General features: G+C 71.0%; 24 protein-coding genes. 18 read left to right on the forward strand and 6 right to left on the reverse strand.

Annotated features, from left to right (window positions below):
• Positions 1–30: 30 nt before the first annotated feature.
• The 10 genes from nucS to ABJI51_RS22530 all read left to right on the forward strand — a co-directional run bounded on the left by nucS (position 31) and on the right by ABJI51_RS22530 (position 9,550).
• Positions 31–690: an endonuclease NucS gene (gene nucS, locus ABJI51_RS22485; protein ID WP_348953229.1), complete on the forward strand. Its 660-nt coding sequence runs from the start codon at positions 31–33 to the stop codon at positions 688–690.
• 1 nt (position 691) lies between these two features.
• Positions 692–898 carry a DUF1653 domain-containing protein gene (locus tag ABJI51_RS22490; RefSeq protein ID WP_348953231.1) on the forward strand — a complete coding sequence of 69 codons (207 nt, stop codon included), beginning with the start codon at positions 692–694 and terminating at the stop codon, positions 896–898.
• 376 nt (positions 899–1,274) lie between these two features.
• Positions 1,275–2,051: a hypothetical protein gene (locus ABJI51_RS22495; RefSeq protein ID WP_348953233.1), complete on the forward strand. Its 777-nt coding sequence runs from the start codon at positions 1,275–1,277 to the stop codon at positions 2,049–2,051.
• Positions 2,052–2,247: 196 nt separating this feature from the next.
• The gene (locus tag ABJI51_RS22500) at positions 2,248–3,945 is read left to right on the forward strand and encodes a sodium:solute symporter family protein (RefSeq protein ID WP_348953234.1); all 1,698 of its coding nucleotides are present in this window, start codon (positions 2,248–2,250) and stop codon (positions 3,943–3,945) included.
• A 10-nt stretch (positions 3,946–3,955) separates the two neighbouring features.
• Positions 3,956–4,240 (forward strand): hypothetical protein, encoded by a 285-nt coding sequence (locus ABJI51_RS22505; RefSeq protein WP_348953235.1) that lies wholly within the window; start codon positions 3,956–3,958, stop codon positions 4,238–4,240.
• A gap of 47 nt (positions 4,241–4,287) precedes the next feature.
• The gene (locus tag ABJI51_RS22510) at positions 4,288–5,295 is read left to right on the forward strand and encodes a DUF3558 family protein (RefSeq protein WP_348953237.1); all 1,008 of its coding nucleotides are present in this window, start codon (positions 4,288–4,290) and stop codon (positions 5,293–5,295) included.
• A 67-nt stretch (positions 5,296–5,362) separates the two neighbouring features.
• Positions 5,363–6,364: a dihydroxyacetone kinase subunit DhaK gene (gene dhaK, locus ABJI51_RS22515; RefSeq protein WP_348953238.1), complete on the forward strand. Its 1,002-nt coding sequence runs from the start codon at positions 5,363–5,365 to the stop codon at positions 6,362–6,364.
• Complete coding sequence (gene dhaL, locus ABJI51_RS22520; RefSeq protein ID WP_348953239.1) at positions 6,364–6,993, forward strand: dihydroxyacetone kinase subunit DhaL; 630 nt, start codon at positions 6,364–6,366, stop codon at positions 6,991–6,993. The genes dhaK and dhaL overlap by 1 nt, the downstream gene beginning before the upstream one ends.
• Positions 6,990–7,661: a dihydroxyacetone kinase phosphoryl donor subunit DhaM gene (gene dhaM, locus ABJI51_RS22525; RefSeq protein WP_348953240.1), complete on the forward strand. Its 672-nt coding sequence runs from the start codon at positions 6,990–6,992 to the stop codon at positions 7,659–7,661. The genes dhaL and dhaM overlap by 4 nt, the downstream gene beginning before the upstream one ends.
• 119 nt (positions 7,662–7,780) lie before the next feature.
• A complete protein-coding gene (locus ABJI51_RS22530) occupies positions 7,781–9,550 on the forward strand; it encodes a 3-hydroxyacyl-CoA dehydrogenase family protein (RefSeq protein ID WP_348953242.1) in 1,770 nt (589 codons plus the stop codon).
• Between the two features lie 10 nt (positions 9,551–9,560).
• Here ABJI51_RS22530 and tsaA read toward each other — a convergent pair whose 3' ends face one another.
• The 3 genes from tsaA to ABJI51_RS22545 are packed head-to-tail and all read right to left on the reverse strand — an operon-like array spanning position 9,561 to position 11,232.
• Positions 9,561–9,971 carry a tRNA (N6-threonylcarbamoyladenosine(37)-N6)-methyltransferase TrmO gene (tsaA, locus tag ABJI51_RS22535; protein ID WP_348953243.1) on the reverse strand — a complete coding sequence of 137 codons (411 nt, stop codon included), beginning with the start codon at positions 9,969–9,971 and terminating at the stop codon, positions 9,561–9,563.
• On the reverse strand, positions 9,968–10,396 hold the full coding sequence (locus ABJI51_RS22540) for a nucleoside deaminase (RefSeq protein WP_348953244.1): 429 nt from the start codon (positions 10,394–10,396) through the stop codon (positions 9,968–9,970). Before ABJI51_RS22540 ends, tsaA begins: the two co-directional genes overlap by 4 nt.
• The gene (locus ABJI51_RS22545) at positions 10,393–11,232 is read right to left on the reverse strand and encodes an LLM class flavin-dependent oxidoreductase (protein WP_348953246.1); all 840 of its coding nucleotides are present in this window, start codon (positions 11,230–11,232) and stop codon (positions 10,393–10,395) included. Before ABJI51_RS22545 ends, ABJI51_RS22540 begins: the two co-directional genes overlap by 4 nt.
• 93 nt (positions 11,233–11,325) lie before the next feature.
• Here ABJI51_RS22545 and ABJI51_RS22550 point away from each other — a divergent pair, with 93 nt between their 5' ends.
• Complete coding sequence (locus ABJI51_RS22550) at positions 11,326–11,790, forward strand: Lrp/AsnC family transcriptional regulator (protein ID WP_348953247.1); 465 nt, start codon at positions 11,326–11,328, stop codon at positions 11,788–11,790.
• Positions 11,774–12,298, forward strand: coding sequence for a P-loop NTPase family protein (locus ABJI51_RS22555; protein WP_348953249.1), 525 nt, complete (start codon positions 11,774–11,776; stop codon positions 12,296–12,298). The genes ABJI51_RS22550 and ABJI51_RS22555 overlap by 17 nt, the downstream gene beginning before the upstream one ends.
• Positions 12,299–12,300: 2 nt before the next feature.
• Here the strand turns inward: ABJI51_RS22555 and ABJI51_RS22560 are convergent, their stop codons facing one another.
• A complete protein-coding gene (locus ABJI51_RS22560) occupies positions 12,301–12,777 on the reverse strand; it encodes an Lrp/AsnC family transcriptional regulator (protein WP_348953251.1) in 477 nt (158 codons plus the stop codon).
• A gap of 58 nt (positions 12,778–12,835) precedes the next feature.
• On the opposite strand from ABJI51_RS22560, the gene ABJI51_RS22565 reads away from it, so the two are divergent.
• Positions 12,836–13,954 (forward strand): trans-sulfuration enzyme family protein, encoded by a 1,119-nt coding sequence (locus ABJI51_RS22565; RefSeq protein ID WP_348953252.1) that lies wholly within the window; start codon positions 12,836–12,838, stop codon positions 13,952–13,954.
• Position 13,955: 1 nt separating this feature from the next.
• On the opposite strand, the gene ABJI51_RS22570 is transcribed toward ABJI51_RS22565, so the two are convergent.
• Positions 13,956–14,168: an FmdB family zinc ribbon protein gene (locus ABJI51_RS22570; protein WP_348953253.1), complete on the reverse strand. Its 213-nt coding sequence runs from the start codon at positions 14,166–14,168 to the stop codon at positions 13,956–13,958.
• A 135-nt stretch (positions 14,169–14,303) separates the two neighbouring features.
• On the opposite strand from ABJI51_RS22570, the gene ABJI51_RS22575 reads away from it, so the two are divergent.
• The 3 genes from ABJI51_RS22575 to ABJI51_RS22585 all read left to right on the forward strand — a co-directional run bounded on the left by ABJI51_RS22575 (position 14,304) and on the right by ABJI51_RS22585 (position 17,254).
• Complete coding sequence (locus ABJI51_RS22575) at positions 14,304–15,428, forward strand: alkaline phosphatase family protein (RefSeq protein WP_348953255.1); 1,125 nt, start codon at positions 14,304–14,306, stop codon at positions 15,426–15,428.
• A 73-nt stretch (positions 15,429–15,501) separates the two neighbouring features.
• Positions 15,502–16,602, forward strand: coding sequence for an NAD/NADP-dependent octopine/nopaline dehydrogenase family protein (locus ABJI51_RS22580; protein WP_348953257.1), 1,101 nt, complete (start codon positions 15,502–15,504; stop codon positions 16,600–16,602).
• Between the two features lie 346 nt (positions 16,603–16,948).
• On the forward strand, positions 16,949–17,254 hold the full coding sequence (locus tag ABJI51_RS22585) for a hypothetical protein (RefSeq protein ID WP_348953258.1): 306 nt from the start codon (positions 16,949–16,951) through the stop codon (positions 17,252–17,254).
• A 36-nt stretch (positions 17,255–17,290) separates the two neighbouring features.
• Here the strand turns inward: ABJI51_RS22585 and ABJI51_RS22590 are convergent, their stop codons facing one another.
• Positions 17,291–17,830, reverse strand: a complete 540-nt coding sequence (locus tag ABJI51_RS22590) for a GNAT family N-acetyltransferase (protein WP_348953259.1) — start codon at positions 17,828–17,830, stop codon at positions 17,291–17,293.
• Between ABJI51_RS22590 and ABJI51_RS22595 the strand changes: the two genes are divergently transcribed.
• Together ABJI51_RS22595 and ctaD are read left to right on the forward strand one after the other, a co-directional pair.
• Positions 17,829–18,590, forward strand: coding sequence for an alpha/beta fold hydrolase (locus ABJI51_RS22595; RefSeq protein ID WP_348953260.1), 762 nt, complete (start codon positions 17,829–17,831; stop codon positions 18,588–18,590). The genes ABJI51_RS22590 and ABJI51_RS22595 overlap by 2 nt on opposite strands.
• 410 nt (positions 18,591–19,000) lie before the next feature.
• Positions 19,001–20,788 carry an aa3-type cytochrome oxidase subunit I gene (ctaD, locus tag ABJI51_RS22600; RefSeq protein ID WP_348953261.1) on the forward strand — a complete coding sequence of 596 codons (1,788 nt, stop codon included), beginning with the start codon at positions 19,001–19,003 and terminating at the stop codon, positions 20,786–20,788.
• Positions 20,789–20,860 lie beyond the last annotated feature (72 nt).

Raw genomic sequence — 20,860 nt, forward strand, 5'->3', positions numbered from 1 at the left:
AGTATCCCGGACCTGTCCTACCCTCCTCGGGTGCGTCTCGTGATCGCGCGGTGCCAGGTCGACTACGCCGGCCGGCTGACCGCCCACCTGCCGATGGCCACCCGCCTGCTGCTCGTCAAGTCCGACGGCTCGGTGTCGGTGCACTCCGACGACCGTGCGTACAAGCCGTTGAACTGGATGAGCCCGCCCTGCTGGCTGATCGAGGACGGAAAGCTCTGGATCGTCGAGAACAAGCAGGGCGAGAAACTGGTGATCTCGATCGACGAGATCTTCCACGACCACGCCCAGGAACTCGGCGCGGAACCGGGCCTGCAGAAGGACGGCGTCGAGGCGCACCTGCAGGAACTGCTGGCCGAGCACATCAAGACCCTCGGCGAGGGCTACACGCTGGTCCGCCGCGAGTTCCCGACGGCGATCGGCCCGGTCGACATCATGGCCCGCGACGCGGAGGGCCGCGCGGTGGCGGTCGAGATCAAGCGCCGCGGCGAAATCGACGGCGTCGAGCAGCTCACCCGCTACCTGGAGCTGCTCAACCGCGACCCGCTGCTGGCACCGGTCCAGGGAGTGTTCGCGGCCCAGATCATCAAGCCGCAGGCCCGCACCCTGGCCGAGGACCGCGGCATCCGCTGCCTGACCCTGGACTACGACGAGCTACGCGGCATCGAGTCCGACGAGTTCCGGCTGTTCTGAGATGCAGCCGGGCCGGTACGTCCACTACAAGGGCGGCGAGTACGAAGTCCTCGGCGTGGCCCGCCACAGCGAGACGGAAGAGGAACTGGTGGTGTACCGCGCCCTTTACGGAGAGCGCGGCCTGTGGGTGCGGCCGAAGGCGATGTTCACCGAGACCGTTTCGACGCCTGATGGTGCCGTGCCGCGGTTCCGGCGCGTGACGGACTGAATTCACACGGTGGAAAACCGGCCGTCCGGCTGCCCGAAGGGGCGGCCCGGAGTGCCGATACCGAATCGATGCCGAATTGCGGTATCTGATTGCCTGTCGAATACTCCGCCGGAAATCTTTGACCCGATAGTGCGGCCCGAAGTGATTTCGCTTCTCCCCTTTATGCGCTGTTCGGGTGAGTTCCGGATCCTTCGAGCCGTTCTCGTGGGACACTCGATTTCGAGGGGTTCCGCCGGTGCGTCCGGCGTGGCCGGAGGGTGGTGCGCTCGGCCGTCTTTCTTTGTCGTGCCAACGTTTCAGTCCGCCTTCGAGCCTGGTGTGCGCATGTCAGCCGGCCGGTGTGCGCGCGATTTTCGGCTGTCCGGAGGAGGATGTCATGCGCTATCGCCCACTCGGTTCCGATCCCGCCGACCCGCGGCTGGGCCGGTTCATTCCGGACGACTGGCGGCACGTGGAAAGGTACCCGCTGTCCGCGCTGTCCGACGACGACCGGCCCAGCCGGTCGCCGGTTGTCATCGGGGTCAACTGGTACTCCGCTTTCGACGAGCCGGAGCAGGACGGGACCTCCGGTGAGTTCTTCATTGCCAAGGACGGCGTCAAGAAGCTCGGGCGGATCCGCGGCGGGCACTGCGTGTGCCTCGAACCGGGCGGCACCCCGGACACCGACGCCTGGTACGCCTTCTACGACCAGGGCCGCGAAGGTGCCTGCGTCGGCTTCGGCTGGTCGCGCTGCATGTCGATCTTCAACGGCAGCGAGTACACGGCCCGCTGGCTGTGGGACGCGGCCAAGAAGCGCGACGAATGGCCCGAGACCAACCCCGGTGACGACAACGGCACGTCGGTGCGTGCCGCGGCCGAGGTGCTCAAGGACACCGGGCACGTCCTGTGGGACGACTCCTACGCGAACGACGACTGGCAGGCCCGCGAGAAGTACACCCCCGAGGCCAAGCAGGGCATCAAGGCCTTCCGCTGGGCGAAGACGGTCGACGACGTCCACTCCGTGCTCGCCAACCCGCGGGCCGACGAGCTCGGTGCCGTGCCGATCCTCAACTCGTGGGGCCCGGGCTACCCGCACCGGACCTACCTGCCCGACGAAGTGCTCGCCCGGCTGATCGACGAGGAGGGCGAGATCGCGGTCCCGACCGACCGCTGAGCCAAGGCCGTTCCCGCGGCGTCTGCCGGAGGGCGCGTTTTCCCAGGTCAACGCCGGGGAAACGCGCCCTCCGGCCACTTTGGACCCGTCGGCGTGCCGACCCTGAATCCATGCAGTACTGTCCGGATCCGACAGGGTGCTGGTGATTCCTGTCGGTTGTTGTCCTGTTCAAGAGGAACTGCCGGAGGTGGGTCGGGTGCTCGTTCTGGCCGATGCGAACCTGCGTCTCGACGCGAGCGTGATCGACTACATCGAGCTGGCGTTCTACTTCGCCCTCGTGCTCGGCATCGGGTATCTGGCGCGACGGCAGGTGTCGAGCAGTCTCGACTTCTTCCTGTCCGGCCGCTCGCTGCCGGCCTGGGTCACCGGTCTGGCGTTCATTTCGGCGAACCTCGGCGCGGTCGAGGTCATGGGCATGTCGGCCAACGGCGCCCAGTACGGCCTGCCGACCGTGCACTACTTCTGGATCGGCGCCATCCCGGCGATGCTGTTCCTCGGCATCGTGATGATGCCGTTCTACTACGGCTCGAAGGTCCGCAGCGTCCCCGAGTTCATGCGGCGGCGCTTCGGCAAGCCGGCCCACCTGGTCAACGGCGTGAGCTTCGCCGCCGCCCAGATCCTGATCGCGGGCGCGAACCTGTTCCTGCTGGCCAGCGTGGTGAACCTGCTGCTGGGCTGGCCGATCTGGGTGTCGATCATCGTCGCCGCCGTGATCGTGCTGTCCTACACCGCGCTCGGCGGCCTCTCCGCGGCGATCTACAACGAGGTCCTGCAGTTCTTCGTGATCGTCATCGCGCTGGTCCCGCTGACCATCGTCGGCCTGGTCAAGGTCGGCGGCTGGCAGGGACTGGTCGACAAGGTCACCAACAGCCCCGGCGGCTCGGCGCAGCTGCACTCGTGGCCAGGGGACAACCTGACCGGCTTCGGCAACAGCCTGCTGTCGGTCCTCGGCATCGTCTTCGGCCTCGGTTTCGTGCTCTCCTTCGGCTACTGGACGACGAACTTCGTCGAGGTCCAGCGCGCGATGGCGTCGAAGAGCATGTCGGCGGCGCGGCGCACGCCGATCATCGGCGCGTTCCCGAAGATGCTGGTCCCGTTCATCGTGATCATCCCCGGCATGATCGCCGCGGTCACCGTGTCCGAGTACGTCAAGGACAAGCAGATCCTGCTGGAGGGCGGCACGGCGCCCAGCGGTGTCACGTTCAACAACGCGCTCCTGCTGCTGATGCGCGACCTGCTGCCGAACGGCATGCTCGGCATCGCCATCGCGGGCCTGCTGGCCTCGTTCATGGCGGGCATGGCGGCGAACCTCAGCTCGTTCAACACCGTCTTCACGTACGACATCTGGCAGACGTACGTGAAGAAGGACAAGCCGGACCACTACTACCTGAACCTCGGCCGCGTGGTGACGTCGCTGGGCACGGTCGCCGCGATCGGCACCGCGTTCATCGCGTCGAACTCCGGCAACATCCTGAACTACCTGCAGGACCTGTTCTCGTTCTTCAACGCGCCGCTGTTCGCCACGTTCATCCTCGGCATGTTCTGGAAGCGGATGACCCCGCACGCGGGCTGGAGCGGCCTGGTGCTCGGCACGGCGTCCGCGATCACCATCTGGGCCCTTTCCCAGACCGGCGTGCTCGGCCTGAAGGGCCAGGGCACCAGCTTCGTCGCCGCCGGGGTCGCGTTCGTCGTCGACATCGTGGTGAGCGTCGTCGTGTCGCTCGCGACCAAGCCGAAGCCGGACGAGGAACTCGTCGGCCTGGTCTACTCGCTGACGCCGAAGGAAACGCGCCAGCACGACAACACCGGCGAGAACGCGGGCTGGTACCGCAAGCCGGGCCTGCTCGCGGGCATCGTGCTCATCCTGACCATCGCCCTCAACGCCATCTTCTAGGAGGCCGGAAATGGCTACCGAGTCGCAGCCGCGAGCGCACAAGGCGGGCGCGTTCGACATCCGGCTGATCATCGCCCTGCTGATCGGCGTCTACGGCGTCATCCTCACCGTCATGGGCATCGGCTTCACCTCCGACGAGGAGATCGCCAAGGCCGCGGGCACGAACATCAACCTGTGGGCCGGCATCGGCATGCTGGTGGTGGCCGCGCTGTTCGTCATCTGGGCCAAGGTGCGGCCGCTGCTCGTCCCGGTCGAGACCGAGACCGACGGCACACCGTCCGGCGCGGGCGAATAGCCGGGTTGTCCGGACAGCGGCAAGCGGTTGCCGCTACCGTGCTTCGCGTGTTCCCAGACGTTCGGCGCCGCCGTCTCCCGAAGCTGTTCCTGCTGGTCACCGCCCTCGCGCTGCCGCTGACCGCGTGCGGGCAGGACCTCGGCAAGTCCAACTTCGCGCGGACGACGGTGCCCGCGGCGGCCGGCACCGGCCAGCCCGCCGACGGGCCCATCACCGACGCCGCGGTGGCGGCGAACGTGCTGCGGACGATCAAGCCGTGCCAGTTCCTGACCAAGGACGCCCTCGGGGCACTCGGCCTCGGCACGGTGGAGGAGGACCCGTCGCCGTCGTCGATCGCCTTCGACGGCTGCAGCAACAACGTGAAGGACCCCGGCGGCAAGAAGATGCGGCTGCAGGTGGAGGTCGGCAGCACCCTGCTGCTGATGCTGCGGGCCGACAAGACCACCGGGCAGGTCGGCGGGCTGCCGCTGCGGGTCAACAAGAGCGGCGACAACGATTGCACCGTGGCGGCCATGACGGCGCTCAACCCGGACATGGCGCTCACGGTCACGGTCACCTACCCCGGCGACCCGTGCCGTCCCGGCCAGGCGGTGCTGGAGGCCGCGGTCGGCAAGCTGCACAACGCGCCGGAGAAGTACGCGACGCCGCCGGGCACCGTGCTGACCGCCGACCCGTGCGCGATGGCCGACACCGCGGTGGTCGCCACCGTCGTGCCCTCGGCGAAGTCCGCGCTCTCGGCCCTGCACTCCTGCGACTGGAAGAGCAACGGCACCGACCCGACGATCACCGTCCGGTTCCGGCCCGGCCTGCCCCCGATCGCCGGCGACGGCTACACCAAGGCCGACCTCGGCAACGGCGTCACCGGCTTCCGCAAGCAGGACACGAACTCCTCGAAGTGCACTGTGGAATGGCAGCACCGGCCGTGGCAGGGCGACGACGTCGAACTGGCCGTCGTGGACTACAGCAGCTACGACGCCAAGCCGGAGACCGACGATCCGTGCGGCAAGGCGGTCACCGTCGCGAAGAACGTCGCCGGCAAGCTCCCGAAGGCCTGATCTGGCGGCGGGCCGCGCGGGACGGTAGGAAGGGGACACCCCACCCGCCGATGTGCCGGAGGCTGCCGTGAAGAAGATCATCAACGATCCCGCGGACGTGGTCGCGGAGTCGTTGCGGGGGCTCGCCGCGGCCCACGCCGACATCCTCCGCGTCCAGTACGACCCGGACGTCGTCGTCCGGGCCGGCGCGCCGGTCGCGGGCAAGGTCGCCGTCATCTCCGGCGGCGGTTCCGGGCACGAGCCGCTGCACGGCGGCTTCGTCGGCCACGGCATGCTCGCCGCCGCCGTGCCGGGCGCGGTGTTCACCTCGCCGACGCCGGACGCCGTGCAGGCCGCGGTCACCGCCACCACCGGCGACGCGGGCGCGCTGCTCATCGTTAAGAACTACACCGGTGACGTGCTGAACTTCGAGACCGCGGCCGAGCTGGCCGCCGCCGAGGGCCTCGAGGTCCGCAGCGTCGTGATCGACGACGACGTCGCCGTCAAGGACTCGACCTACACCGCGGGCCGCCGCGGGGTCGGCGGCACGGTGCTGCTGGAGAAGATCACCGGCGCGGCCGCCGAGCGTGGTGACTCGCTCGACGCGGTGACCGCGCTGGCGCAGAAGGTGATCGGCCAGGTGCGGTCGATCGGCGTCGCGCTCACCGCGCCGACCGTGCCGCACGCCGGCACCCCGAGCTTCGACCTCGGCGACGGCGAGGTCGAGTTCGGCATCGGCATCCACGGCGAGCCCGGCCGCGAGCGGATCCCGGCCGAGCCCGCCGACGCGCTGGTGGCGCGGATGGTCGACGCGATCGTGACGGACCTGCCGTTCACTTCCGGCGACCGCGTGCTGCTGTTCACCAACTCGATGGGCGGCACCCCGCTCGTCGAGCTGTACCTGGCACACGGCATCGCCGAGCGGCTGCTGGCCGAGCGGGGGATCGTGGTCGAACGCCGGCTGGTCGGCCCGTACATCACCAGCCTCGAGATGCAGGGGATGAGCCTGACCTTGCTCAAACTGGACGACGAGCTGACCGAGCTCTGGGACGCCCCGGTCAACACCGCGGCCCTGCGCTGGGGGATGTGATGACCTGCAAGGCCGAAGGGGTGGCCGCGGCCGTGCGCGCGGCCGCGGCGGTGATCGCCGAGCACCGCGCGGAACTGGTCGACCTCGACCGCGCGATCGGCGACGGTGACCACGGCGAGAACATGAACCGCGGGTTCACCGCCGTCGTCGCGGCACTCGATTCCGCTGTCCCGGACACTCCCGGCGGGGTGCTGAAGCTCGTCGCGACGACGTTGATCTCGAAGGTCGGCGGCGCCGCGGGTCCGTTGTACGGCACGGCTTTCCTGCGCGCGTCGGCCAAGCTCGGTGCCGCGTCGGACCTCGACGTTCCCGCGTTGCTGGAGGCGCTGCGCGCCGCGCTCGAAGGCGTCCAGGCGCGCGGGAAGGCCGTCGGCGGCGACGCGACCATGGTCGACGCCCTGATCCCGGCGGTTTCGGCCGCGGAGAAGGCGGCCGGGGACGGCGGGGACATCGCCGCGGTGCTGACCGCGGCCGCCGACGCCGCCGACCGCGGCGCGGAGTCCACAGTGGACCTCGTACCGCGCAAGGGCCGCGCGTCCTACCTCGGCGAGCGCGCGGTGGGCCATCTGGACCCCGGTGCGCGGTCGTCGGCGCTGCTGCTGCGCGCGTTCGCGGAGGCCGCCCGGTGAGCGTGGGAATCGTGCTCGTGTCGCACAGCGCCAAGCTGGCGGAGGGGCTGGCCGAGCTGGCCGCCCAGATGGCGCCGGACGTCCGGATCGTGCCCGCGGGCGGCCTCGAAGACGGCTCGATCGGCACGGACTACGACGAGGTCGTCGCCGCCACCCAGCGCGCCGACTCCGGCGACGGCGTCGTGCTGCTCTACGACCTCGGCAGCGCGCAGATGACCGCCGAGCTCGCGGTCGAGTCGCTGGCCGACCCGTCGGCCGCGGTCGTCGCCGACGGCCCGCTGGTCGAGGGCGCGATCGCGGCGGCGGTCGCGGCGCAGGCGGGCAAGGACCGCAAGGCGGTGGCGGAGGCCGCCGCGGCGGCGGGCGTGCCCGACGACCTCTCCCTCGGCGAGCCCGCGGACGGCGGCGACGAAATCGAGCTGGAGCTGCGCAACGACGTCGGGCTGCACGCGCGGCCGGCGGCGCTGCTGGTGCGCGCGCTCAGCGAGTTCGACGCCGAGGTCTCGGTCCGGCTGGGCGAGCAGGAGGCCGACGGCCACAGCGTGCTGGCACTGATGTCCCTCGGCGCCCGGCAGGGCGACCGCATCCGCGTCCGGGCCGGCGGCCCGCAGGCGGCCGCGGCGCTGGAGAAGGCGAAAGAGCTGGTCGACGGCAATTTCGGCGAGTGAAGCCGCTGTTTCCGTCCGGGTGACTTCGGCGGTACTGACTCGATTCCGTCTGGGCTTCCGGCGGACCCGCGTGGCAGTATCGGGGCAATTACCAGCGAGTAACATCTCTGGAGGCCTCGATGGCGCGGGACATCTCGACGGTCGGTGTGATCGGCCTGGGCACCATGGGGGCCGGGATCGCCGAAGTGCTCGCGCGCAGCGGGCTCGACGTCGTCACGGTCGAGCTCGACGAGGCCGGAGTCGCCCGCGGCCGCGGGCACCTCGAGCACTCCACCGAGCGGGCGCTCGCCGGCGGCAAGCTCGACGCCGCCGGGCGCGCCGCGCTGCTGGGCCGGATCCGGTACGGCACCTCACTGTCGGATCTGTCCGAAGTGGACCTCGTGATCGAGGCGATCCCGGAAAGCCTGGAGCTGAAGGCCGACGTCTTCGCCGAGCTGGACAAGATCACCCGGCCGGAGGTCGTGTTCGCGTCCAACACGTCGTCGCTGTCGATCACCGAGATCGGCGTGCACACCACGCGTCCCGGCAAGGTCGTCGGCATGCACTTCTTCAACCCGGCGCCGGTGCTGAAGCTCGTCGAGATCGTCAAGACGGTGGTGACCGAGCCGGAGGTGGTCACCGAGGTCGTGGCGTTCGCCGAGCGGCTCGGCAAGGTGCCGGTGGTGATCGGCGACCGGGCCGGGTTCATCGCGAACGCGCTGCTGTTCGGCTACCTGAACCACGCGGTGCGGATGTACGAGCAGCGCTACGCCACCCGCGAGGACCTCGACGCGGCCATGCGCTACGGCTGTGGCTACCCGATGGGTCCGCTGGCCCTGCTCGACCTGATCGGGCTCGACACCGCGTACGAAATCCTCGACACGATGTACCACCAGTCCCGCAACCGCCTCCACGCACCGGCACCGCTGCTCAAGCAGATGATCACGGCGGGCCTGCTCGGCCGCAAGACCGGCCGCGGTTTCTACACCTACGACGCGCCGGATTCGCCGACCGTGGTCGCGGACGGCGTCTCGTCGTCCACTGTGGACAGCGCGCCGCCGCGGCCGGTGTCGCGGGTCGGCGTGGTCGGTACCGGCACGATGGCGACCGGCATCGCGGAGGTCTTCGCCAAGCGCGGTCTCGACGTCGTGCTGCGCGCCCGGAGCCTGGAAAAGGCGCAGGCCTCGGTGGCTCGCGTCCAGAAGTCGCTCGACAAGGCCGTGGTCAAGGGCAAGCTGTCCGAAAAGGACGCTTCGGCCGCGCTGTCCCGGATCACCCCGGTCACGGATTTCGAGGCACTGGCCGACGTCGACCTCGTGGTCGAGGCGGTGGCCGAGGAGCTGCCGGTGAAGCAGGCGGTGTTCGCGGCACTGGACGAGGTGGTCCGCCCGGGCGCGGTCCTGGCGACGACGACGTCGTCCCTGCCGGTGATCGAATGCGCGGCCGCGACGTCCCGGCCGTCGGAGGTGATCGGTCTCCACTTCTTCAACCCGGCCCCGGTGATGAAGCTGGTCGAGGTGGTGTCGACGATCGCGACGGCCCCGGACGTGGTGGCGACGGCGAGCGCGGTCTGCGCGGCGGTGGGCAAGCACGCGGTCCACTGTGGAGACCGGGCGGGCTTCATCGTCAATGCGCTGCTGTTCCCATACCTCAACGACGCGGTGAAGATGCTGGAGGGCCACTACGCGGGAGCCGACGACATCGACACGGCGATGAAGGTGGGCTGCGGCCTCCCGATGGGCCCGTTCGAGCTGCTGGACGTGGTGGGCCTGGACGTGTCCCTGGCCATCCAGCGAACGCTGTACAACGAGTTCCGCGAAGAGGGCTTCGCCCCGGCGCCCCTGCTGGAGCACCTCGTGACGGCCGGACGCCTCGGCCGCAAGACCGGCAAGGGCTTCAAGGACTACTGACCCGCCCCGGTCAGCGCCCGGACACCGCGCCCAGTACCGGTTTCACGTCGAGGACCGGGGTACCGTCGATCGCCTCCAGGCCGGTCACCGTGATCGTGCCGGGCCCGGCCGCCGTCACCGTGACCGTGTGGAGGCCGATCGGGTTCGGGCGGTCGGGGGAGCGCGTCGAGAACACGCCCGTGCTGGGCCGGTTCCGGTCGCCGCGCGGGTGGACCGACTGGACGTCGCGGTCGGCCGCGTGCAGCCAGGTCAGCAGCACCAGCCGGTCGCCGGGGCGGAGGTCGGCCGCCGCGGCGTGGAACTCGGGGGCGAACACCACGCGGGCCGGCGGCGCGCCTTCGTCGCCCTGCTTCGGGGCCGCTTTCCGGTCCGTCAGCGGCGATTCCACCCGCGCCACCGGGTGCACGGTGTAGCCGGTCACGTGTAGTACCCCTCCACCGGCACGCGTGCCTCGTCGAACAGCGCCGGGCCGTCCAGCTTGTAGCCGCCCCAGGTGATCGGCGGGCGCAGCGTGAGGAACTGCTCGGTCGACAGCGCGTACACCACCCGCCCCAGCCCGGACCGCTCGATCGCGCCGGTGCACATCCCGCACGGCTGCGTGCTGGTGAACATCGTCGTCGCCGCCGCGGTTTCGGAGTCCAGGTTCTGCGCCGCCCAGCGGGCGAGCTTCAGCTCCGGGTGCGCGGTGATGTCGTTGTCCGTGAGCGAGGTGTTGCGGTCCTCGGCGAGGATGTTGCCGTCGGCGTCGGCCAGCAGTGAGCCGAACGGTGGGTTGCCGTACTCCTCGCGCGCCTCACGGGCCAGCTCGATCGCCCGGCGCAGCAGGGTTTCTTCGGTGTCGTTCACCGGTTCTCCTTCCAGGAAGCGGCAACGGCCGCGAGGTCCCGCCACGCCGCCTCCGGGTGGAGGGTTTCGGCCGGGTCCGAGTCGAACGGGTCGAGCACGACGGTGTCCGCGCCCAGATCCCGCAGCTGAGCCAGATCGTCGAGGACCTGGCCGAGGGTGCCTTCGCCGGCCAGCCGCTCCGGGCCGGTCACCGGCGTTTCGGTGACCCGCAGCAGGATCCGCGGCGCGAAAGCGGGCACCGGCCGGTCGCCTGCCAGCTTTTCCAGCCGGGCCAGCCCTTCCCGGAACCCGGCGAGCGTCAGCCGCAGCGGGTGCCACGCGTCGCCCAGCTCGACGGCCCGCCGCAGCCCGGCCTCGCTGTGCCCGCCGAGCCAGAGCGGGATCGGCCCCGCGCGGTAGTCGCCGCGGTCGGCCCAGGCCGCGCGGATCGCCCGCAGGTATTCGGTGGTGAGCTTCCCGCGCTGCGCGAAGGGCACGCCGAGCGCGTCGAATTCCTGTTTCGCCCAGCCGACGCCCCCGCCGAGCACCAGCCGTCCGCCGCTGAGCGCGTCGAGGTTCGCCGCCATCCGCGCGACCAGCAGCGGATGCCGGTACGGCACCACCAGCACGGTGGTGCCCAGCCGCACCCGGTGGGTGACGCCCGCGAGCCACGACAGCGTCGTGAACGGCTCGTAGAACGGTGCCGGGTACTGGCCGGCGACGTCCGGGGTGATCGCGACGTGGTCGGACACCATCAGCAGGTCGAAGCCGAGACCTTCCACCGTCTGCGCCCAGGCGCGCAGCACACCGGGGTCCGTGCCGGGGCCGAAGTTGGGGACGTTCACGCCGATCTTCACCCGGAAAGGCTATCGACGCCGCGGCTTTGATCGGAAGGGAACGATCACGGCGTTCGGCCGCTTCCGCCGTGGATTCCACGGTATCTTCGGCAGATGACCGAGAGTCTCGACCCGACGGACTGGGCCATTCTCGGCGAGCTCCAGCACGACGCCCGCGTGCCGCTCACCGAGCTGGGCCGCCGGGTCAACCTCAGCGCGTCCGCGGCGACCGAACGGCTCCGGCGGCTGGAGGCCGCCGGGGTGATCACCGGCTACCGCGCGGAAGTGGACCTCGGCAAGACCGGCTACCCGGTGCTCGCCGTCGTCCGCCTGAAGTACCCGGGCAGCCGCCACGAGCCGTTGCACAAGCTGCTCGCCGAGCGCACCGAGATCCTGGAATGCCTGCGCACCACCGGCGACGACTGCTACACGCTCAAGATCGCGGCCGCGTCCATGGCCCACCTGGAGCAGACGGTGGACGAGCTGGCCCAGTTCGGCAGCACGACCACGAACCTGGTGTACAGCCAGACGCTGCCCTACCGCGGGCCGCAGGAGCCGGCACGTGACCTCGGCGCCTGACCGCATCGTGATCGTCGGCGTGACCGGCTCGGGCAAGTCGACGCTCGCCAGGGCCATCGCCGCCCGGACCGGCCTGCCGTTTCACTCCGCCGACGACATCGGCTGGCAGCCGGGCTGGGTCGGCACCCCCGACGACGAGCAGCGCCGCCTGGTCGCCGAGGTGTGCGCGCAGGAGCGCTGGGTCCTCGACGCCGTCTACAGCAAGTGGCAGGACATCGTGCTGCCCCGCACGCAGCTGGTCGTGGGCCTGGACTACCCACGCTGGCTTTCGCTGAGCCGCCTGGTGCGCCGGACGCTGGTCCGCGTGGTGACCCGCGAGCGCATCTGCAACGGCAACGTCGAGTCGTTCCGCCAGATGTTCTCCGCCGACTCGATCATCCGCTGGCACTTCACGTCGTTCGCGGCCAAGCGGGCCCGCATCCGGGCGTGGGCCGCGGAGCCGCCCGGCCCGGCGGTCGTCCGGCTGACGTCCCCGCGCGAGACCCGCCGCTGGCTCGCCACGTTGTGACGTCAGGCGCCGGGCGGCAGCAGCGGGCCGCCGCTCCAGTGCTGGAACACGAGGTTCGTGTGGACGCGGGCGACTTCGTCGCGCGCGGTCAGCTCGTCGAGGACCAGGCGCTGCAGCTCGCCGGCGGAGCTGGTCGCCACGTGGGCGAGGAAGTCGTCCGGGCCGGTCAGGTGGTAGACCGCCCGGACCTCCGGCAGGGACAGCAGGTGCTCGACGAACGCGTCCACCAGCGGCCGCCGGTGCGGGCGGACCTGGACGAACAGGAACGCCTCCAGCGGCCGTCCCAGCTTGGCCGCGTCGACCGACGCGTGCTGCCCGGTGATGACCCCGGTCTCCCGCAGCCGTGCCACGCGGTCGAGACACGTCGACGGCGCGAGGCCGACGGCCGCCGCCAGGTCCTTGTTCGTGATCCGGGCATCGTTCTGGAGGAGCCGCAGAATCTGCAGATCGACCGGACTCAGTTCGACGGAAGCGGACATCGCCGAATGATATCCGAGCCTGTTGCCCCCGATCCGGGGAAACGTCGACCATGCTGGCATGACTTCCTCGCTGCGCACCCGAGCCGTCCACGCCGGCCGTGACGACCTCACGGACCTGGGCGTGCACGCCGCTCCGCTCGACCTGTCCACGACCTACCCGTCCCGTGACAGCGCCGCCGAAGCCGCCCGGATCGACGACTTCGCGGCGGGCGCCGAGCTCGACGGCCCGCCGATCTACGGCCGGGTGAGCAACCCGACTGTGGAGCGGTTCGAGCGCGCACTCGCCGAGCTGGAGGGTTTCGACCACGGCGTCGCGTTCGCCAGTGGCATGGCCGCCGTCTCGGCCTGCCTGCTTTCCGCGGTGGCGCAAGGGAAACGGCACGTGGTCGCGGTCCGCCCGCTCTACGGCTGCAGCGACCACCTGCTCGAGTCCGGCCTGCTGGGCACGGAGGTCACCTGGGCCGCGCCGGACGCCGTCGCCGCCGCCCTGCGCCCGGACACCGGGCTGGTGTTCGTGGAGACGCCGGCCAACCCGACGCTCGCCGAGGTGGACATCGCCGAGCTGGCCGCCGCGTGCGGGGACGTGCCGCTGGCCGTGGACAACACGTTCGCCACACCGGTGCTGCAGCGCCCCGGCCGCCACGGCGCCCGGATGGTCCTGCACAGCGCAACGAAGTTCCTCGGCGGCCACGGCGACGTGATGGGAGGGATCGTCGCGTGTGACGCGGAGGAAGCCGCCCGTCTGCGCCAGATCCGCTTCGCCACCGGCGGCGTCCTCCACCCGCTCGCCGGATACCTGTTGCTGCGCGGGCTGTCCACGCTGCCGTTGCGCGTCAACGCGGCGTCCGCGACGGCGTCGGTCCTGGCCGCCCGCCTGGCGGACCACCCGGCGGTGACGGCCGTCCACTACCCCAAGCTGGGCGGGCCGCTGGTGGCGTTCGAGATCGACGGCGACCCGCACGCCCTCATCGGCGCGGTCCGCCTGATCACGCCGGCGGTCAGCCTGGGCAGCGTCGACACGCTGATCCAGCACCCGGGTTCGATCAGCCACCGCATCGTCGACGAGGGCGACCGCCACGACGCCGGCGTCTCAGACCAGCTGATCCGCATGTCGGTCGGCCTCGAAGACGTCGAGGACCTGTGGGCCGACCTGGAGCAGGCGCTGAAGGCGAGCTGAATCAGCCGCAGCAGCCGCCACCGCAGCAGCCGCCCCCACCGCCGGCCGGGGCCGCGGGACCACCCGCGGCCCCGGTGAGGGCAACGGTGGTGAGCAGCTTGACGGTGTCGGTGTGCCCCTCCGGGCAGGAAGCCGGCGCACTCGATTCGCTCATCGGGCGCAGGAGCTCGAAGGTCTCGGTGCACTCGCGGCAACGGTAGGCGTAGGTCGGCATGCGGTGATTATCGCCGGATCCGGCCGCCACGCCAGCCCCGGGCTTGCCCGTGCCGCTGCTGTGGCAGCCCGTGCCGCTGCCGTGCCAGTCCCGGCCTTGTCCGTACCGCCGCTGCCCCAGTGGGAAGCTGGGCGCGTGCAGCCGCCTTTGCTTGCCGATGTCTCGCACCTCGGCCAGGTCGTCCCGTCCCTGCTCGCCGTGCTCGGGGTGCCCGGCTGCGTCAACTCGCTGTCACTGCCCGAGGCACGCAGTGCCGGCGTGCTGCTTGTCGACGGGCTCGGCTGGGAACTGCTCACCGAGCACGCCGCGGATGCCCCGGTGCTGACCGCGCTCGTCCGGGAACCCCTGCGGGTCGGGTTCCCGTCGACGACCGCCGCCGGGGTGGCCGCGATCGGGACCGGGCTTGCCTCGGGGGAGCACGGGATGGTCGGCTACACCTTCGAGATGCCGGGCACGGGCGTGCTCAACGCGCTTCGGTGGTGCAGCCATGACGACGGCGGCGATCTCCGCGGCGCCCTGCCGCCCCGCGAGGTGCAGCCGCTGCCGACGACGTTCGAGCGGGCCGCCGCGGCGGGGATCGACGCCGCGGTCGTGTCGGCCGCCAAGTTCGCCGACACGGCACTGACCCGGGCTACCCAGAGCGGAGCGCGCTACGCCGGCGTGCACGCGCTGGGCGACCTCGCCGCGCGGACGTTGTCCGTGCTCGAAGGGAAGGCGTTCTGCTACGCCTACCACAGCGAACTCGACCTCGTCGGGCACGTCTACGGTCCTGGATCGACCGCCTGGCGCCTGCAGCTGCGGCAGGTCGACCGGCTCGTCGAGTCCCTTGTGGACGGTCTGCCACCCGGTGCGCTGCTCGCCGTGGTGGCCGACCACGGGATGGTGACCGTCGACGACAAGCTCGACCTCGAAGACGCGCCGGAGCTGCTGGAGGGCGTCCGGACGTTCGGGGGCGAAGTCCGGGCCCGGCACGTCTACACCGAGCCGGGCGCGGCCGCGGATGTCCTCGCGGCCTGGCGGTCGGTGCTGGGTGAGCGCGCGTGGGTGCGGTCCCGGGAGGAAGCCGTCGCGGAGGGCTGGTTCGGGCACACCGTGAGCGACCGGGTGCTGCCGCGCATCGGTGACGTCGTCGCCGCGGCCCGCGGCCGGTTCGGGATGGTGCGCGGGCTCGCGGAGGCCGTCGAGACGTCGCTGATCGGCCAGCACGGCTCGCTCACCACCGCCGAGCAGCTCGTTCCGCTGGCGCTCGTCCAGGGCTGACCCGGGCCCGCCCGGGAACTTTCCGCCGCCCGGTGCCGACCTGTCCACTGCGGACGGACTGACGGGAGTGGGAATGAGCGTGCTGGACGGGATCGGGGTCGTCGGGGCGGGCGGCGAGGGACGGGCCGTGGCCGCCTACCTCGCCGCGCGGGAGCTGCCCGTGCACCTCTACACGCGCGACCTGCGAGCCGTCGCGGACATCGTGCGCCACCGGGAGATCGCCGCCCACGGGGTGCTCGACGGGCGCTTCCCGCTGCGGGAGGTGACCGCGGACCCGGCCGGGCTGGCGGGCCGCGCCGTCGTGCTGGTCGCCACCGTGACCACCGCCTATCCGGAGGTCGCCGCCCGGCTTGCGCCGCACCTGACCGCCGGGCAGGTCGTGGTGCTGTTCTCGAGCAAGCTCTGCGGGAGCGTCGAGTTCGCCCACGCGCTCGCCGCCGCCGGAGCGCCCGAGGTCGACGTCGTGGAGACCGACGCGCTGTTCGCCGCCCGGCCGTCCGGGACCGGCGGGGTGAACGTGCTGGGCGTCAAGGGCTGGAACCTGGTCTCCGGCAGCACGTCGGCCGCCGTCGGCCGCCGCGCCGGGCTCCTGCGCGAGTGGTTCCCGATGCTGGAGATCGCCCGCAACCCGGTGGAGCGCGGGCTGCACGACTTCGGCGCGGTCGCCCACGTGCCGATCGCGCTCGCCAACCTCGGCCCCATCGATCGGGCGGAGGAGCTGCTCTTCTACGTCGAAGGCGTTTCCCCGCGCACGATCGCCCTGCTGGAGCGCACCGAAGCCGAGTTCGCCGCCGTGGCCAGGGCCTACGGTGCTCGGCTGCTGCCCATGACCGAACTCCTCGACCGCTACTACGGCTGCCCGGCCACAACGCTGCTGGACGCGCTGCGGACCGTGAAGCCGTACCGGACGATCGCGGCGCCGACCAGCCTCGACCACCGCATCCTGACCGAGGACATCCGCTCCACGCTCGTGCCGCTGCAGGCACTCGCGCGGTGCGCGGGCGTCGCCACGCCGATGGTCGACGCCGCCATCACGATCATGTCCGTGCTCGGCGGCGAGGACTTCCGCCGGACCGGCCGGACCCTGGACCGGCTGGGCTGGGCCGGGCTCGGATACGACGGGATCGTCCACCGGCTGCAGGCCGGGGACCGGGTGGCGGACCGGGCGGCCTGAGCACCGGCGGGCATCACGCGTGATTGGACGGTCGACTCGTGTGCCTGGGCGGTCGGCTCGCGTGCCTGGAGGGTCGGCTCGCGTGCCTGGAGGGTCGGCTCGCGTGTCTGGAGGGTCGGCTCGCGTGTCTGGAGGGTCGACTCGCGTGACTGGAGGGTCGACTCGCGTACCTGGGCGCACGACTCGCGTGATTGGAGGGGCATCACGCGTGACTGGACAGGCATCTCGCGTGATTGGAGGGGCATCTCGCGTGATTGGCGGGGCATCGCGGGGTGGGGCGGGTGGTGGGAGGCTGGTGGGTTGGAGGGACGGCGGGGGCGGGTGGGGTGGCGATACCGTTTCGGGCGTGCCACGACGTAACCGTCCCGGCCGCCGCTCGGACGGCGGGCCGCCCGAGCGTGACCTGGGTGCCGCGACCGGCTGGGCGCGTGCCGAGTCCGGGGCCGACGGGGACTGGCTGGTGCGGACCGTGCCGGGGGCGCAGGCCACCAAGGTCTACCGCTGTCCCGGCTGTGACCACGAGATCCGGCCGGGGACGCCGCACGTCGTCGTCTGGCCCGCCGACGAGACCGGCTCGGTCGCCGACCGCAGGCACTGGCACCGTGCCTGCTGGGACGCCCGCGCCCGGCGGCGGCCGCACCGCCGCTGGTGACTCTTCACTCTGGAGTTGTCAAACAGCACCCGGCGCTCAGCGCCGGTAGTGCCGGGACATCGCGCCCTCGTACAGCTCCTCCGTGTACTCGGTGAAGCCGAGCCGCTCCGCCACCCGCAGCGACGGCTTGTTCGCCACGTTCACGCTCGCCAGCACCGGCAGGGACGGCAGCTCGCGGGCGCACCACTCCAGTACCGCCTGCCCGGCCTCGACCGCGTAGCCCTTGCCCCACGCCGACGGCCGGAACCGGTAGCCGAGGTTCAGCACCTTCTCGCCGTGGAACTCGCGCAGCCGCACGCCGCACGTGCCGATCACCTCCGTGCCGCCGCGTTCGACCACCGCGGGGTAGCCGAAGCCGTGCTCGGCCCAGTGCGTGAGCCAGGCCGAGAACATCGCCGACGCCCGCGGGACGTCGGGTGGGTCGGGGTGGAAGCGGTTGGTGCGCGGGTCCGTGTGGATGTCGACCATCGCCTGCCGGTCCGCCTCGTGGAGCGGACGCAGCAGCAGCCGGCCGGTTTCGATGTCGGTGAACACGCCGCCGAAGCTAGCCGGGGGGTCCGACAAAATGGCGGGCATGACCGAACTGCCGCTGGTCCTCCTCCACGCCTTTCCCCTGGATTCCCGCATGTGGGACGCGGTACGCGAACCTCTGGCTTCACACCTTCGGGTGATCACGCCGGACCAGCGTGGGCTCGGCCGCTCGCCGCTGCCGGAGTCGCCGCGCGAACCGAGCCTCGAGGACGCCGCGCGTGACGTCGTCGCGCTGCTCGACAAGCTCGGGCTGGACCGCGTGGTGCTCGGCGGCTGCTCGATGGGCGGATACCTCGCGATGGCCGTGCTGCGGCTGGCGCCGGAGCGCGTCGGCGGGCTGGTGCTGATCGACACCAAGGGCAGCCCCGACACGCCCGAGGCCGCCCAGACCCGGCTCGACGTCGCGGCCCGTGTCGAGCGGGAGGGCATCGCGGGGTGGCTGGCGGAGGCCAACCTGCCGAACCTGCTGGCGGCCTCGACCCGGGAGCAGCGTCCCGAGATCGTCGAAACCGTGCGGGAGATCATCGAATCGCAGCCGCCCGGCGGCGTCGCGTGGACGGCGCTGGCCCTGCGGACCCGGCCCGATTCGCTCGACCTGCTGCGCGGCTGCGGCGTCCCCGCGCTGGTCATCGTCGGCGAGGAGGACCCGATCACCCCGGTGGCGGCGGCGAGCGAGCTGGCCGGGGTGCTGGACGGCGCGACGCTCGTGGTGCTGCCCGGCGCCGGGCACCTGACCCCGCTCGAAGACCCCGCGGGCGTGGTCGAGGCGATCCTGTCCTGGTACCCGGCGACGCACGGGGAGTAGGACCGGGCCGCCGCTGCCGGAGCGTGACCGGCCGTCGCCCTGCGAAACGCGGCCCGGCCGGGGAATTCACCGCGGATGAGACGCCGCGCACACCACGGTCGGTGAACGGCCCGCGCGAGCGGTCCGGCCGCCGCCGTCGCCGGGTGCCGCCACCCCCGCGCGGTGGGCGTCTCGTCGGCTCCTGGATCGGTCTCACCAGCGCGTTCACCCGCCTCGGCGCGGTGGCCTGGCGGAGGTCACCGCGCGGGCCCGCGCCGGTGTGCCCGCCGGCCGGGCCCCGATCTTGCCAGCCGGTGCGCGCGACTGTCGGTAGCGAGGGCTACGATCCCCCTAAGCCGCCGGACCGGCCCGTTCCCGGGCCCCGGTGGCCGGACGATGACCACCACAAGGTTCGATTGTTGGAGGCAGGAGTGACGGCCGTAGCCCCCAAGCCGATCGCCACGCGCCCGTACCCCGCGCGCGAGTCGGTTAAGGGTTCGTACCTGCTGCGGTTGTTCCGCACGACGGACCACAAGCAGATCGGGATCATGTACCTGGTCACGTCGTTCGCCTTCTTCATGGCGGGCGGCGCGATGGCCATGCTGATCCGCACCGAGCTGGCGCGGCCCGGGCAGCAGTTCCTGTCCCAGGAGCAGTACAACCAGCTGTTCACCATGCACGGCACGGTGATGCTGCTGCTGTACGCGACCCCGATCCTGTTCGGCTTCGCGAACTTCATCCTGCCGCTGCAGATCGGCTCGCCGGACGTCGCCTTCCCGCGGCTGAACGCGTTCTCGTACTGGCTGTACCTCTTCGGCGGCCTGATCGTGATGTCCGGCTTCCTGACCCCGGGTGGCGCCGCCGACTTCGGCTGGTTCGCCTACACCCCGCTGTCGGACGCCATCCACTCGCCGGGCGTCGGCGCGGACCTGTGGATCTCCGGCCTGGTGATCGGTGGTCTCGGCACCATCCTCGGCGCGGTCAACATGATCACCACCGTGGTCTGCCTGCGCGCGCCGGGCATGACGATGTACCGGATGCCGATCTTCACCTGGAACATCCTGGTCACCAGCATCCTGGTCCTGCTCGCCTTCCCGATCCTGACCGCGGCCCTGATGGGCCTGCTGGCGGACCGGCACCTCGGGGCGCACGTGTTCGACCCCGAAAACGGCGGCGTGATCCTCTGGCAGCACCTGTTCTGGTTCTTCGGCCACCCCGAGGTGTACATCGTCGCGCTGCCGTTCTTCGGCATCGTGTCGGAGATCTTCCCGGTGTTCAGCCGCAAGCCGCTCTTCGGCTACAAGAGCCTGGTCTGGGCGACCCTGGCCATCGCGGCCCTGTCGGTCGCGGTGTGGGCGCACCACATGTACGCCACCGGCGCCGTGCTGCTGCCGTTCTTCTCCTTCATGACGTTCCTGATCGCCGTCCCGACCGGCATCAAGTTCTTCAACTGGATCGGCACGATGTGGAAGGGCCAGCTGTCCTTCGAGACGCCGATGATCTTCTCGATGGGCTTCATCGTCACGTTCCTCTTCGGCGGCCTGACCGGTATCTTGCTGGCCGCGCCCGCGATCGACTTCCACGTGTCGGACAGCTACTTCGTCGTCGCGCACTTCCACTACGTGCTCTACGGCACGATCGTGTTCGCCACCTTCGCCGGCATCTACTTCTGGTTCCCGAAGATCACCGGCCGGATGATGGACGAGAAGCTCGGCAAGTGGCACTTCTGGACCACGTTCATCGGCTTCCACGGCACGTTCCTCGTCCAGCACTGGCTGGGTGCCGAGGGCATGCCGCGGCGGTACGCGGACTACCTGACCAGCGACGGCTTCACGACGCTGAACACGATCTCCACGATCGGCGCGTACATCCTCGGTGCCTCGACGCTGCCGTTCATCTGGAACGTCTTCAAGAGCTACCGGTACGGCGAGATCGTCACGGTGGACGACCCGTGGGGCTACGGCAACTCGCTCGAGTGGGCGACCTCCTGCCCGCCGCCGCGGCACAACTTCACCGAGCTGCCCCGGATCCGCTCCGAGCGGCCCGCGTTCGAGCTGCACTACCCGCACATGATCGAGCGCATCCACGCCGAAGGCGAGATCGGCTTCTTCGGCAAGCAGAAGGTCAACAGCCACGCGGCGCCGTCGCAGCTGCTCACCGAAGCGGTGATCCCCGGAGACCACTCCAACGACAACGCCAGCGAGCAGGGCGACAAGTAGGTACCTGAACGAGTGAGCGCGTGCCCGGCTTTTGTGAAGCCGGGCACGCGCTCTACTTGTGTCCGCGCCCGG

It is taken from the genome of Amycolatopsis melonis (genome assembly GCF_040064235.1).
GTDB classification, from domain to species: Bacteria; Actinomycetota; Actinomycetes; order Mycobacteriales; family Pseudonocardiaceae; genus Amycolatopsis; species Amycolatopsis melonis.